Annotated in this window: 10 protein-coding genes; 5 read left to right on the top strand and 5 right to left on the bottom strand. The window is 66.5% G+C overall.

Annotated elements, in window-relative coordinates:
• Genes ACZ2G1_RS18040 through ACZ2G1_RS18030 form a run of 3 tightly spaced genes read right to left on the bottom strand, consistent with a single transcriptional unit; the run spans position 1 to position 2,995 of the window.
• Positions 1–681: a hypothetical protein gene (locus ACZ2G1_RS18040; protein ID WP_470377278.1), complete on the bottom strand. Its 681-nt coding sequence runs from the start codon at positions 679–681 to the stop codon at positions 1–3.
• Entirely contained in the window at positions 678–1,835 is a 1,158-nt protein-coding gene (locus ACZ2G1_RS18035) for a glycosyltransferase family 4 protein (protein ID WP_470377277.1), read from the bottom strand. Before ACZ2G1_RS18035 ends, ACZ2G1_RS18040 begins: the two co-directional genes overlap by 4 nt.
• Positions 1,832–2,995, bottom strand: a complete 1,164-nt coding sequence (locus ACZ2G1_RS18030; protein ID WP_470377276.1) for a glycosyltransferase family 4 protein — start codon at positions 2,993–2,995, stop codon at positions 1,832–1,834. Before ACZ2G1_RS18030 ends, ACZ2G1_RS18035 begins: the two co-directional genes overlap by 4 nt.
• Before the next feature lie 401 nt (positions 2,996–3,396).
• On the opposite strand from ACZ2G1_RS18030, the gene ACZ2G1_RS18025 reads away from it, so the two are divergent.
• The 4 genes from ACZ2G1_RS18025 to ACZ2G1_RS18010 all read left to right on the top strand — a co-directional run bounded on the left by ACZ2G1_RS18025 (position 3,397) and on the right by ACZ2G1_RS18010 (position 9,279).
• A complete protein-coding gene (locus ACZ2G1_RS18025; RefSeq protein WP_470377275.1) occupies positions 3,397–4,854 on the top strand; it encodes an oligosaccharide flippase family protein in 1,458 nt (485 codons plus the stop codon).
• A 29-nt stretch (positions 4,855–4,883) separates the two neighbouring features.
• Positions 4,884–6,194, top strand: a complete 1,311-nt coding sequence (locus ACZ2G1_RS18020; protein ID WP_470377274.1) for a glycosyltransferase — start codon at positions 4,884–4,886, stop codon at positions 6,192–6,194.
• Positions 6,191–8,155 (top strand): O-antigen ligase family protein, encoded by a 1,965-nt coding sequence (locus tag ACZ2G1_RS18015; RefSeq protein ID WP_470377273.1) that lies wholly within the window; start codon positions 6,191–6,193, stop codon positions 8,153–8,155. Before ACZ2G1_RS18020 ends, ACZ2G1_RS18015 begins: the two co-directional genes overlap by 4 nt.
• A gap of 107 nt (positions 8,156–8,262) precedes the next feature.
• A complete protein-coding gene (locus tag ACZ2G1_RS18010; protein ID WP_470377272.1) occupies positions 8,263–9,279 on the top strand; it encodes a hypothetical protein in 1,017 nt (338 codons plus the stop codon).
• Between the two features lie 43 nt (positions 9,280–9,322).
• On the opposite strand, the gene ACZ2G1_RS18005 is transcribed toward ACZ2G1_RS18010, so the two are convergent.
• Together ACZ2G1_RS18005 and ACZ2G1_RS18000 are read right to left on the bottom strand one after the other, a co-directional pair.
• On the bottom strand, positions 9,323–11,359 hold the full coding sequence (locus ACZ2G1_RS18005) for an acyltransferase family protein (RefSeq protein ID WP_470377271.1): 2,037 nt from the start codon (positions 11,357–11,359) through the stop codon (positions 9,323–9,325).
• Positions 11,360–11,848: 489 nt separating this feature from the next.
• Positions 11,849–12,859, bottom strand: a complete 1,011-nt coding sequence (locus tag ACZ2G1_RS18000) for an IS481 family transposase (RefSeq protein WP_272027982.1) — start codon at positions 12,857–12,859, stop codon at positions 11,849–11,851.
• Positions 12,860–13,015: 156 nt separating this feature from the next.
• Between ACZ2G1_RS18000 and ACZ2G1_RS17995 the strand changes: the two genes are divergently transcribed.
• Positions 13,016–13,537, top strand: coding sequence for a hypothetical protein (locus ACZ2G1_RS17995; RefSeq protein WP_470377270.1), 522 nt, complete (start codon positions 13,016–13,018; stop codon positions 13,535–13,537).
• The last annotated feature ends 82 nt before the right edge of the window (positions 13,538–13,619 follow it).

Below are 13,619 nucleotides of genomic sequence, written 5' to 3'. Positions count from 1 at the left end.
TCAACGCCACGAGCCCTCGTACTGCTGGAACTTCACTTCGGCAGCCTCAGAGGCAGTCGTTCCGTCTGCTGCGCTTTGCCGACGTCGACCCAACGCACCCAGGAGGTGGTAGATCGCCTGCTGAACAGCAACTCCGGCGATGAGTGCCACGATTAGCGTGAGACCGAAAAGGAGGGCCGGAGAGGTGCTCGACACGTAGGCCGAGAAGTCTGCCTCCTGCACGATCTCCGAGCGATAGGGATCAGAAAGGTTGCCCAAGTACTCTGTTGCCAGCGAGGCCGTGCCGTCCGCCATCTGCTCGGCGACCTCGGCTTCCTCGGCCGTGGCGCGGACGAGGATCACAGATGTACTCGGCACGACGCTCACGGTCGTCGTGACCGCGTCGCGCTGGCCCTCGTCCAGTTGCAGGCGTTCCTCCGCCTGCTGCTCGAACCGGAGGTTGTCGGCCACCTCGGCGAACGTCGCGACGATCTGACCGCGGCTGAGCGTTTCGTAGTACGCGGCCGAGACAGAGGTCTCCAACTCCGCGTTGGGCAAGACGACGATGACCGACTCAGCCGTGTACTCGGTCTTCTGCCCCAGTGCCACCACGCTGCCGGCCACGAGGATCAGCAACGCCACCAGAGCGCCGGTCATCAGGCTGACGCGAGTTTCTCGCGACTTCGCTCCGAGCTTGCTCATCGAGTTTCCCCCTTGGTTGGATCTGGTACCGGTCGGTCGGCTTCGTGGAGGGCCTGGCGATAGAGGTGTCCCAGCACTTCGGACAGTCGCGGCAGGCCGTGCAGAGCTTCCGCTCGCGCACGAGATGCGGCAGACATGCGGCGGCGCGCGTGACGATCGACAATGAGATCTGCCAGGGCATCGGCGAGAACCCCCGCATTGCCCGGTTCCACGATGCGCCCCTCGACACCGTCCCTGATCAGGTCGGGAACAGCCCCGGTGGCAGATGCCACTGCGGGCAGTCCGCTGGCCATCGCCTCGATGATGGCGATCGGCTGTCCCTCGAGATAGGACGGCAGCACGAAGACATCGGCTTCGGACAGCCGCGCCTTGATCTGATCGCCGTACTCAGGGCCGACCAGGGATGCGGCAAGACCGGCGGCCTCGAATTCGGAGACAACTTCTCGGTACTCCGCCTCCGGCGTCGGGCCCTGGCCTCCCACCACCACGAGGTTCCAATCGACCACGCCCCGCTCGCGCAGCATCCGGCTCGCTCGGGCCAGTTCCACGGTGCCCTTGCGCCGACAGATCACGCCGACGAAGAGGACCGTCGGGCGTTCTCTGTCCGCGTCGGTCATGGGGAAGGCATCCAGGTCGATGGCATTGTCCACGGTCTGCACCGGCGTTCGGCCCGCGAACTGGCGCATGGTCGCCGTACCGGCCTGGGACACGGTGCAGACCATGGCCGCCCGCCGGAGGCTCCTCAGCGCGATGCGGTCCAGGGGCCCGTAGGTGGCGAACTCCGCACGTCCGGCATTTCCGACCGCGGAATGGACATGGGCGATGAGCTCGGCCCGGCCCAGCGACGCGGCGACGTTCAACACGGCGGCGCGGAGAGCGGACAGCCCGGGGTCGGCGACCAGCTGGAGGTGGACGATGTCGGCGCGCCGGGCAGCTCGAAAAACCCGCACGGCGTCCACCACGGCATACTGCAGATTCTGCAGATTGAACCTGCCGCCCTCCCGTGTGGCAACCCGGGCGGTGTTCAACAGCTGTACGTCGAACTGCTCGGCCAGCATCGGGTCGGAGGTGATGGTCTCGGCGAAAGTGGCGATGCCCCCTCGCATCGGCGTCGCCTCCGCCACGACCACCACCACCGGCCGGACCTCGCTCACGCCGACCGATCCGAGGGTCGCTTGTCGGCGATCGCCTGCTCGTACACCGACCGCAGCGAACGCGCCCACCCCCGTGCGTCGAACAGTCGCTCCACACGCTCCCGACCGGCACGCCCCAGTCTGGCGCCCAGGTCAGGGTCGTCCAGCACGGTGAGGAGGGCCCGCGTGATGGCTGCCGGGTCTGCAGGAGGCACCAGCAGTCCGGTCTCGCCGTCGACCACGATGTCGCTGACGCCACCGACGTCACTGGCCACGACCGGTCGAGCGCACCCGCCGGCTTCGATCACCACCGTGGGGAGGTTCTCGCCGTAGATCGAGGCCAGCAGCACCACGTCTGAGGCTCTCATGATCTCCGGGATGTCGTTCCGGAGCCCGGCGAACACCACCGACTCGGTGAGGCCCAGCTCGTTGACCCGCGCCCGGAGATTCTGTTCCTCAGGACCGGATCCGACGAGGAGCAGCTTGGCATCCGGGATCTTGGCCACGACGCCGGGCCACGCCTCGATGGTGTGGTGGAGACCCTTGTACTCGCGCAGACCAGCCGGCACCGTCACGACGCGGGAACCATCGATGCCAAGATCCGGGGGCAGCATCGCCGGCGCACCATTGCTGTCCGCCGGAGTGAAGACGTCGAGATCGGCGCCGTTGTGCACCACCTTCCAGGACGGCGGGACCGGCTTGCCGGAGCGGTAGCGCGCCGCGAACGAATCGAGCGAAGACTGCGAGACGAAGATGGTGGCCTGGCTGCGGGTGGCCACCTCCAGCGCCAGCTGCTCGCGCCGACCGGCGCGACCGCTCAGTGGTGCCTGCATGTTGTGGAATGTCGCCACCGCAGGGACTCCCGCGAGCGCGGCAGCGGGGAGAGCGAGGGTCATGGCCATCTCGAGGTGGGCGTGGACCACATCCGGCTTGGTGTCCTTGATGAACTTGACCAGCCGCAGGAACGCCGGGGCATCCAGCGTGCGTCGCACTCCGAGAACGTGGGGTTCCACACCGGCGTCCTGGAGAGAGGGAACCATGTCCAAATGCTCAGGACGGTCCCCCTGCAGCGCGAGCACGGAGACCTCGAGGTCCGCGTGGTCAGCGACCCGCGCCAGTTGGACGATCAAGCTCTCGGCGCCACCGAATCGCAGAGCGTCGACCACCTTCAGGACCCGCACAATTTCCCCCTCATAATTCCGCCCCCCATTCCTTGCGGACAGTACAGCACGGTCCCTGAGAAGAGCTCCCGAGACCAAAGAGACCACGGCACCAATGGTCATACTTGGTCACCCATGGCCACGGACAGCTCGGTCACACTTGGTCACCCTTCCCCGTGTCCCTACAGTCGATCCAGACGACAGGCCGTGTCGCTTTCGGGGGAAAGCAGACGTCGATGTATGCAGTTCCACCTTTCTGTAGATAGTGAATCTATTTGCATGGATTTTGTATGTTCGGCTGAATTCCACGGGACATAGGAGTAGCCATTCAACCCGCCGGCGCTGGAGCACCTGAACCCGGGGTCGACCCAAAGGTCGGCACGACCCCCGCGGACACGTCCCGCAACCTCGCGCGCTCCTCTGTGCGGGGATTCCTGTGGACCACCCTCGCCTGGGGCTCCAACCGGCTCATCATTCTTCTCCTGACCCTGGTGCTGGCTCGCCTGCTGACCCCGGAGGACTTCGGTCTCGTCACGGCGGCGCTGACCATCATCACCATGTTCGATGCGGCCCTGGACCTCGGGGTGGGAGCCTCCGTGGTCGCCAACCAGGAACGCGGCATCTCGTTTCGGACCCGGACCGCCTTCACCCTGAATGTCGGCATCTCCGTCGGCATCGCTGCGATCGGCGTCGCGTTGTCGCCCTTCATCGCGGCCCTCTTCGACTCGCGCGAGCACGCTGGACTGTTCGCACTGATCTTCCTGTACCCGCTCTTCCGGGGAGCCGGCCAGGTCAACGACGCCGTCCTCAAACGCGATCTTCGGTTCCGCCGCCGGACCGTGATCGACCTGCTTCGTGCTGCCACCCGGGTCGGTGTATCGATTCCGCTCGCCCTCACCGTCGGTGGGCCGATCAGCATCGCCGCCGGCATTCTCGTCAGCGAGTTCGTCGCGATGATCGTGCTCTGGTCGCTGGTGCCCATCACACCCGCCTTGCGACTGCGACGAAAGGACGTCACCGGGTTGCTGAGCTTCGGTGGTCAGGTCACGGTGATCCGGGTCCTGGGATCCTTCCGCGGCGCCTTCGACTACCTGGTGGTCGGCGCGATGATCAGCACCACGGCCCTCGGCATCTACGGCATGGCGTACAAGCTGCCCGAGCTGATCATCGAGAACGTGCTGTGGATCTTCTCCGCGGTGGCGCTGCCCACGTACGCACGGGCCCGCGCCGTCGGCCACGAGGTCATGCTCCGCGCCATGCTGCGTGCCATCCGGCTGCTGAGTCTGTACGGTCTTGCGGCCGGGGTCGCGCTGGCGGTCGTCGCACGTGACGCCGTGCCGGTGCTGTTCTCCGAACAGTGGGCCGACGCGGTGGTTCCGATGATGCTGATATCGGTCAGTCTGGGGGTCATGGCCATTGCCTGGGCCAGCGGCGACGTCTTCTCGGCGATGGGACGACCGGGCACCCTGATCCTGCTCGACCTGCCCGCCAGCGCACTGATGGCCGTGGCCTTTCTGTTCTCGACCCAGTACGGCCTGGTGGCAGTGGCCGCCGTGCACCTGGTCTTCAACGTCCTTTATTGCGCGGCGCGAATGATCATGGTCGTCCGAGTGACGGGGGTCTCCGCTCGATCGCTGCTCATGGCCGTGCTGCCGGGCCTGTTGGTCGCCGCGACAACGGCCACCGCCGGCTTTTCCGTCAGCGCCCTCCTGCCCAGTGGTGAGCTCGGGAGCCTGGTTCTGGTCTCTGCCGTCTGCGGGGCCGTGGTGGTCGGAGCGTCCCTGCTGTTCGCCCGCCCTGCCGTCACCGACGCGTTCGATGCCATCGGGTCCAGGCGCCGCAGAACCGATGCTGACCAGGCCGCACCGGAGCCGGCGTGACCGCCCACCGCCTCGAAGGAGGACCGACCATGTTCATCCCGCCTTGGGCACCGGCCGCTTCGGCCGTACTGATCACGGCCACCGAGCCCGAGCCGCGCTCCTTCGGCAAGCAGGTCGTCATGGGCGGGTTGCTGGACCACCTCTGCGCCCGGTTGGGCGCGGACCACGTGCACGTCATCCTCATCGGTCGAACCGGAACACCCCGCCCCGCCGTTCCCTTCCACCTCCACGTGGTGCCGAAGCCGAGTGCCAGTGAGCAGGTCCGCGCGGTGCTCCGCCGGGTGCCTGTGCCGCCGCTGTCCTCATTGCAGGAGGCTGCCTTGTGGTCTCCTCGCGTGCTGGCGCGACTGAGGACATTGTTGGGAGAGATCCAAGCGGACCTGGAGATCTGGGACACCATGCGCACGGGCCAGTACGCTCGGGAGCTGCCCCGGGGAAAGCGAGTGCTGTACGCCGATGACCTGTTCTCCAAGCGGTATGCCAGCATGCTGGAGCGGATCAAGCAGGACCCCACGCGCGTGGGAAACCCCCTCGGCGAGTTCGGCAAGATGCTCCCCGGTCCGGCTGCCCGGATCGCGGCACATCCCCTCGCCTACCGTCCGCTGCTCCGGTTCGAAGAGAAACGTACAGCCCGAGCCGAGGAACAGGCGCCCCGGGAATTCGATGCGACGGTCCTGGTGAACGCTGATGAGACCGCAGAACTGACCCGGCGCACCGGTTCGGACAGCATTCGGACCGTACTGCCGCTGCTGCCGGCACCAACGCCCAAGCCGAGGAGCTTCACCGGCGGATCGCGGTTCGTCTTCCTGGGCGGACTCGACTTCCCGCCCAATCGAGACGGCCTGGTCTGGTTCCTCACGCATTGTCGCGATGCCGTGCTGACTGCCATTCCGGACTTCGAGCTCCTGGTGGTCGGACGCGGCTCGGAAGCTCTTGTCCCCGAAGCGGCAGCATGGGGCCACCATGTGCGACCGCTCGGATGGGTCGATGACCTCGACGACGTGCTGCTGAACTCGGCGGCCATGATCTCGCCACTGCGGATAGGCAGCGGGACGAAGATCAAGGTCCTTGAGGCGCTGTCCCGGGGACTGCCTGTGGTGGCGACTCCGCACGGGGTGTTGGGACTGGATGTGGGACGGACCGACGGATGTCTCGTCGCCCGATCTCCGGACGAGTTCGCGGCACTGCTCTCGAAAACCATCGGCCTCGACGCCAACCGAGCGCTCTCGCGGGCTGCGAAGACGAGCTGGGCAGAGCGGTTCGCCCCAGAGGTCGTATCGGCCGCCTACGACGACGTCCTGGGCTTGTCACCCGAGGATGTGCGGGGAGGCGTGCGATGACTCCGGTACTCCTCGCCGCGATGGGCGCAGCCGTGCTCGCGGGCTCGATACTGGCCATGGTCCATCCCCGCATCGCACTCCTGGTGCTGGTCACTTTGGATGTGTCCCACATCAACACCGTCATCCGGGACCATGCAGGAGTGAGTCCTTACGTGCCGCAGCTTGCGCTCGCCGTACTCGCGCTCGGAGTGATGGCTCGCCGGGGAAACTTCGCCTTCACGTGGTCACCGGTGCTGCTGGGCCTGATGGGTCTGTTCGGCGGCCTCTGCCTCACGTTTCTCGATGCAGCAGATCCGTTGACGTCACAGTCGTTGCTCCTGGAGTACAGCCGGAATCTGGTGTTCTTCGTCGTCGTGTACGCCCTGATGCTCTCCACTTCAGGAGTGCGTCCGGCGCTCCAGGCGACAGTCCTGGTACTGGCAGGCCTGGCAGCACTGACCATCTTCCACGAGTACATACTCCACAACGCCGGCGACCTGGGGGGACTCAGCCAGGTGCCACTGACCCAAGAGGGCGGAGCGCTGACGCCGCGTCACGCCGGCACCCATGCGGACGTGAACTTCTGGGCACGGCTGCTCGTCCTGTTCACGCCGCTCAGCCTGTCCATGCTTGCCATGTGCCGGGGCACACGCGCACGTCTGCTGTGGGCGTCCAGCTCTGTCGCACTGCTGGTGGGCGTCTATCTCACCCAGTCACGCGGCGGATTCATCGCGCTCTTCATCGGCCTCGTCGTCTGGGCGCTCCTCGCCGGAGGCTTCTACCGCAAGGCCCTGTTCGGTCTTCCGCTGGTACTGGCAATTCTGATCCCGCTGACCGGTGTGGGAAGCCGGCTGGCCACGCTGGCGGCCATCGGCAACAGCGGGCGTGCCAATGCCGACCCGTCGGTGGTGGAGCGCGAGCGCTTCCAGATCGACGCCTGGCGCATGTTCCTCGATGCCCCGTTCACGGGCCACGGCATCGGGAGCTACGGCACGATCTTCCCGGTCTACGACAGGTTGGCGAACTACTACGAGCCGGTCACGATCGTCGTCGCTGCACACAACTTCTACCTCGAGCAGGCCGCCGACGGCGGCGTCATGCTCCTGCTGGCGTGGGCCGTCTTTCTCGGAACAGTGCTCTTCGCGGCGCTGCGGGCGCAGAAGGTCGCCCGTGCCACGGGCAACGACCACGCCCGTTACCTCGCGATCGGCATCGTTGGAGGAATCGTCGGCTGGCTGGCAGCCAGCGTCTTCCTTCACCTCTCGGATTTCCGGGCGCTGCTGCTGATGGCCGCGGCTGCCGCGGCGCTGGATCTGCAGGTTCGCCGCGATCTCGACATCACACCCGTCGTATTTACCGGCCCTGACCGGGTCGACGCCCGACCTCGGATTCGCAGCCTGATGGCGCTCTCCGCCGTCGCATTGGCCGCCCTCGTGGCCGTGCTGTCCACCGGGTCGGAGCGGCACACCACGACCTCGACCTTGGCGATCGTGCCCGCCTCCGGACAGGTCGACGCGGCCGATGCCTATGAACTCGATGTCGTCAGCAGAGGTCTTATCGTGCCGACACTGGCGGAGGCTCTCGATCGGTCGGTCTCCGTGAGCGACCTGGAACAGCGCACGGGGCGGACCCTCGGCGCAGCAGACGTCGACGTCGACATCCGGCAGTCCCGACTCGGGGGGTCCGTCGTCGTGACGGTCACTGCCGACGACGAACTGGCGGCGGCGGACCTGGGTGCGGCCGCGGTGGCGCTCTCCCAGTCGGAAGTCTCCGACCTGGCCTCGGGTTACCAGCTGACCGGCGAGGCCGGTATGACGGTTCCCAGCTCTTCCTACCGTCTGTGGGCCGCCGTGCCGCTCACTGTGGTCTTCCTGCTCCCGCTCCTCATCGTGATCCTTCGCCGGCGGGCGGCGACCGCCCGGCTCAGGGGTGAGATCACCGGCCTCGCGCGCGTCGGCCCTCGTTCCGGCGCGGAGGCGTGATATCCCTTTCAGGGACATTGTGGGCGGACGACGCGGCACACCTGCGGTCCGATGAGCGCATCGGATCACAGGCTCTCGGCCGGTCACCGAGGAAGGGCTATCCTCAAATGAACATGACTTCTCCGCCGCGCAGCATCGCGGGACTCAGCAGACGCACCACGAAAGTCGGCACGGTTGCCATCGTTGCCGCAGTGACCCTTGGTCTTGCCCCCGAGTCCTCCCGTTCTGCACAGGACCCCGAACAGCTGGCCACCTCGCCCGCCTCGTCCCGGCCGTTCTCCAGTACGAGCCCCTTCAACGTCCCGATCGTGGACGACCCAGCCGTAGACCCGAGCAGTGGTGCCATGATCTCCCGCGCCACCAGGACCGGGATGGTGCATGCCAATCTCTTCGAGTACGGCATCCCCATCTACTCCGCGACCGCGCTGACGCCCAGGCACCCGGTGGACTGCGCTGGGCCGTCCTCATGGGGCGCGTGCCCCTTCTGGGTCCAGCCGATGCCGATCCCGTCCGGTGCAGCTCCGAACCGGGGCAGCGACGGCGTGATGACCGTGATGGATCTCAGCACTAACACCGTCAGCGAGTACTGGCAGGCCCGCCAGACGCCGGACGGGGAATGGACGACCACCTGGGGCGCAGAGAACTCCATGTCAGGGTCGGGATGGGGCGGCAGCAGCACCGGAGCCGGAGCATCTCGCATCGGTGGAGTGGTCCGAGTCGACGAGATCGAGGCCGGAGTGATCGATCACGCTCTGGTCATGCAGAGCGACAACGTCTGCAAGGACGTCTACCGCGCGCCTGCGCTGAAGACCGATGGGAACTCCTCCCGCTCCGACTGCATCCCCGAAGGGGCTCGGTTGCAGCTCGACCCCGAAATCGACGTGGAGGGCATTCCCGGGATCACGCCGGGCGAAGTGGCTGTGGCCAAAGCCTTGCAGACGCATGGGGCCTATCTCATCGACCGGGCCGACACCTCGCTCAGCATCAGCTTCGAACTCGCGCCTGATGCCACCCCGGCCTCCCCGGGCCGTGTCTACGAGGAGGCCGGATTCGCCTGGGACTACTACGGCATGCCGAAGGTGCCCTGGAAGGAGATGCGGGTGCTCGAGAGCTGGAACGGCTGACAGCACGGCCGAGACCCACATCTACACCTACGTGCGACAGCGGTCACTTCAGCAGAGGCGCGAGAGCTGCTCTCAGCGGTTCCGCCAGTGAGGCACTGAACGTGGCCGTCAAGTGGTGGGCATCCCGGTAGACGAGTTCGTTGCCGATGATCGTCGGGCAGGTCACTTTTCCACACAGGTACCGGTTCATGTCCAGGACCTCGGCGCCGGCGGCCTGTGCTGCGCTCCTCTCCGCGGCCGAGACGGACTCGTCGAGGACGTCCGTACGTGGCCGGTCGCACGCGGTGGCCTCGTGAAGCCGATGGGAGAGACAGATCGACGGGTTTGCCTGCATGTCCGGGACATCGGTGAGGACACCGACCGCGCTGTCCTCGGGCATGGCCGCGATCGTGGAGGTCAGCCCCGCCTCCCACCGGTCGGCAAAGTTGTCGTTGCCTCCCGCCAGTGGGCTGACCCGATAGTTGGCCAACAGGACCACGTCCGGCCGGTCCTGGTCGATTCGCTCGAGGACACCATCTCGCCACTCGTCACAGGCGGCGAAGGCCAAGCTGTTGCGCAGCACGGGCACGTCCACGGAGGGGCACGAGCTCTTCGTGTTGACCTCCAGCCGAATGTGTCCTCCGTCGGCCAGTGAATGCAGTCCGGGGAACCAGGAGGCGGCATGACTGTCCCCGAACAGGACGACGGCGGGAGCGTCGTCGTTGTCCCCGTACCGGCACGGGGACGCGTCGGTGGAGATGAACCCGCGGAGGCACCCGTTGTCGTAGATCGCCGGGTTGTCGCCGGCTGCGTCCCGGAGTGCCGGAGTGAGATTGGAGGGCACGAATTCGGTTCCCACCGGAGAGGTCGTCGCCGCCGTGACTGCCGCCGGGTGACCTGCGTCCAAGGGCAGCCGCTGGGTCACGAGCATCGTGGCGAACGTCAGGGCCACGATCAATCCGGAGGTGCCCAGGAGCAGGACGAGAGCGCGCGCGTGGGTGGTGCCGGTGAGGCGCCGTGGACGCCGGAACGGGTCCTCGACGAAGCGATAGAGCCCGTACGCCAGGGGCACGCTGAGCACCCCGAGCAGCACCGTTGCCCACACGGGAAGGGGATCGGTGTTCCCGGCGGCCGCCTGGGGAAGCACCTGCAGGGGCCAGTGCACCAGGTACAGCGAGTAGGAGATGACGCCGATGAACTGCAACGGTCGCACGCTGAGCAGCCGGGATGGATTGTGCCGCCCCGACATCCCTCCGATGATCACCAGGGCCGTTGCCAACACCGGCACCGCGGCGTGGTAGCCAGGGAACGGGGTCTCCGCGTCGTACACCACCGCGACCAGCACGAGGGTGACCGCGCCGAGCCAGGCGAGCACACCCCAGAGAGGATCCCCCAGCCGTCCGGTACCCGAGCGCAGCAGAAAAGCGACCAGTCCCCCGATGCCGAGTTCCCACGCCCGAGTGGGGAGAGAGAAGAAGGCCAAAGGCTGGGACACCGGCATCACGATGAGACATGCGGCGAAGGACATCGCGACCAGCGCTGCGACCACGCAGAACAGCGCCCGCTCCGACTTCCGGCACAGCCGGTACGCGATCAGCAGGAGAGCCGGCCAGACGAGATAGAACTGCTCCTCGACACCCAGTGACCAGTAGTGCTGAAAGAGAGATGTCGTACCCTCGTCCAGATAGTTGTTGCCTTGCAGACCGAAGAGCATGTTCGGCACGTAGAGAGCTGTCGCCATCGCTCCCCGGAAGACTGATTCCAGCTGTAGCGGCGGCATCCAGATCAGGGCGGCCACAAGGCTGAGGACCAGCACGGTGAAGGCGGCCGGCAGGATTCTCCGGGCCCTCCGCGCATAGAAGCTGGTCAGATCGACGGTCCCGTGGCGTTGGAGCGTCTCCAGAAGATGCGTGGTGATCAGGAAACCGGAGATGACGAAGAACACGTCAACGCCGACATATCCGCCGCTGAAGACTTCCAACCCCGAGTGATACGCGAGCACGAGGAGAACGGCGATCGCACGCAACCCTTGGATGTCGCTTCGAAACCCTGATTTCTGCGAGGTCGGTGAGCTCGGCGGGGTCATCGTGACAGTGGCCATGTACTTCCTCAGACTGATGGCAGGACGAGCGGTACTGTTGACCCCGTGGCCCACGCGCACATGCCGACTTCGTCAGGTGCCGCCGACCCCGCACAGGAGGACGTTGCCGCCACCGATGTCCCCTAACCGGCACGAGCAACGATCAGAACAGACACGGCCTGCTGGACGCGCTGCTGGCACTCAGGTTATCCGGCTTCAGGCAGGGGACGGTCCACGTGACGGACTCTGACCCCCGCAGGAGTCTGCTGTGAGAGGCCTCCGGCAGCGCAGCGTCAGGTCCCCGCGATCCAGCTCTCTGGATCTTCGGCCCCGACAGGCGGACTCTCCGCCATCGTGGCGCTCGGTCCACACCGACGGCACCCTTCCGTGCCGAGGGCGGCAGTGACCGCGGTGGCCACCACCATCCCGGAGATGAGCTGCGCGGGGGTCATGTGCTCCTCAGGCAGTCGAGGAGGCTGCGCCTCCGACGGGGCGGCCGGCTCGCACGGCCTAGGTGTAGGAGGGCATGACGTTATTGGCGCGGGCCGGGACGCGTGAGGCCGGGGGCTGATCGCCGCAGGCGGTATGGGGTCGATGGTAGTTGAAGTGGTTCACCCACACCCCGATCGCGTCCCGGCGGGCCTGCTCGCTGGCGTAGGGGCGGACGTAGAGCACCTCGTCGGCCAGCAGCCGGTTGTACCGCTCGACCTTGCCGTTGTGCCGTGGCGTGTAGGGCTTGATGCGCTGGTGCCGGCCGGCCAAGGCTTCCACGCAACGGGTGAAGTCCCGGGCCCGGTAGTTGGCGCCGTTGTCCGTGACCACCCGGTGCAGACGGGTGATGCCGTGGGCGGCGAAAAAGGCTCGCGCCCGGCAGAAGAACCCGATCGTGGTCGTGGCCTTCTCGTCGGCGAGGGCCTCGGTGTAAGCCAGCCGGGAGAACCCGTCCACGGCCGAGTGCAGGTAGGTGTAGCCGACCTTCGCCCCGGGCCCGCGCTTGGACTGCTTCGCGGCGCTGGACCCGCGGCCATGGGCCCGCCAGCCGCCGCCGTCAGGGATCTTGCCGACCTTCTTCACATCCAGATGGACCATGTGTCCGGGCCAGGCGGCGCGGATCCGTCCCGGGGTCCTGCGGGAGTTCTCACCTGCGGGGGTAAGGTCGCGCAGCCGGGAGATCCCGAGTCGATGCAGCCAACGGCCGACGGTGCGCAGACTGATCTGGACGGCGCGGTCGACCAGGTGACGGTGGATGCGCCGCGCCGACCACTTGCGGCCCCGACGGAGCGCCTCGATAAGGTCGACGACCGCCGCCGGGGTGAGCGTACGGCTCTCGTGCGGAGCAGAGGAACGGTCGATCAGCCCTGCTTCCCCGGCCTCGAGGTAGCGGGCCACCCAAGTGGCCACGGTCGGCCGGGAGACCCGGAACTCCGCGGCCACGTGGGCCTTGGGGATCCCGTCGTCGAGGTGGCGCAACACCATGCGCAGCCGGCCGGTCGGGGTCAGAGGTGCATTAACGTGGGTCATGAACGGGCTCTCTCGCGCGGACGGACGGTGTAGGAACTTCCATCCTGTGACGAGGAGCCCGTTCCTCAACTCATCGACGCACCCGCGCCAAGAACCTCATGCCCCACAACACCTAGGACATCAATCGAACCGCATACGTCTCGGTATTTTCGACTCGTGACGCACCTGGTGCCCGATCTTGACCGCACCTCCGAAGTGCCCTCTGACCAGCGGCGTAGGCTCGATAGTGTCCACTCATCGGGGGGAAAAATGAAAAATCTGCGCGGGAGGATCGCCGCCGCCATGATGGCCGGCGCGCTCATGACAGGAGCGTTCGTCGCACCGGCTTCGGCATCGGCAGAGGTTTCGGAAGCCACATCCGTCGGCGCCACGGCCAGTCTGCCGCTCGCCGACCAAAAGGCCGACCAGAAGTACGAGAAGCATGACGAGTACATCCAGGTCAGCCACTGGAAGTACGACCACCAGTACAAGAAGTGGCACGCCGTGGAGCACTACAAGCACAGCCACCACGACTGGGCCGCCAAGTACGCTGCCGACAAGTGCCACGTCAAGTACGACTGGGCGCACAAGCACGCCCAGTACGTCGAGAAGAACGATGTGAAGCACTGGTACAAGGTCTGCCAGTACAAGAAGCACAACAGCTGGTACAAGGTCCAGTACGTCGACAACAAGTACTGATCCATCGGTCACACCCGAGAAAGGTCCCGCCGGAACCCCGGCGGGACCTTTCTGCGCGCGGGGTCTCAGCCGGGTCCGGCGC

The organism is Kocuria sp. KKT182 (assembly GCF_055635395.1).
Note: the sequence above shows the minus strand (reverse complement) of the source record. Positions and strands in the feature narration are given on the sequence as shown.

What these genes read in the sequence shown, in the direction of transcription:
- ACZ2G1_RS18040 (WP_470377278.1), bottom strand. Translation starts at nt 681, where the DNA reads ATGAGCAAGCTCGGAGCGAAGTCGCGAGAAACTCGCGTCAGCCTGATG.
- ACZ2G1_RS18020 (WP_470377274.1), top strand. Translation starts at nt 4,884, where the DNA reads ATGTTCATCCCGCCTTGGGCACCGGCCGCTTCGGCCGTACTGATCACG.
- ACZ2G1_RS18015 (WP_470377273.1), top strand. Translation starts at nt 6,191, where the DNA reads ATGACTCCGGTACTCCTCGCCGCGATGGGCGCAGCCGTGCTCGCGGGC.
- ACZ2G1_RS18010 (WP_470377272.1), top strand. Translation starts at nt 8,263, where the DNA reads ATGAACATGACTTCTCCGCCGCGCAGCATCGCGGGACTCAGCAGACGC.
- ACZ2G1_RS18005 (WP_470377271.1), bottom strand. Translation starts at nt 11,359, where the DNA reads ATGGCCACTGTCACGATGACCCCGCCGAGCTCACCGACCTCGCAGAAA.
- ACZ2G1_RS18000 (WP_272027982.1), bottom strand. Translation starts at nt 12,859, where the DNA reads ATGACCCACGTTAATGCACCTCTGACCCCGACCGGCCGGCTGCGCATG.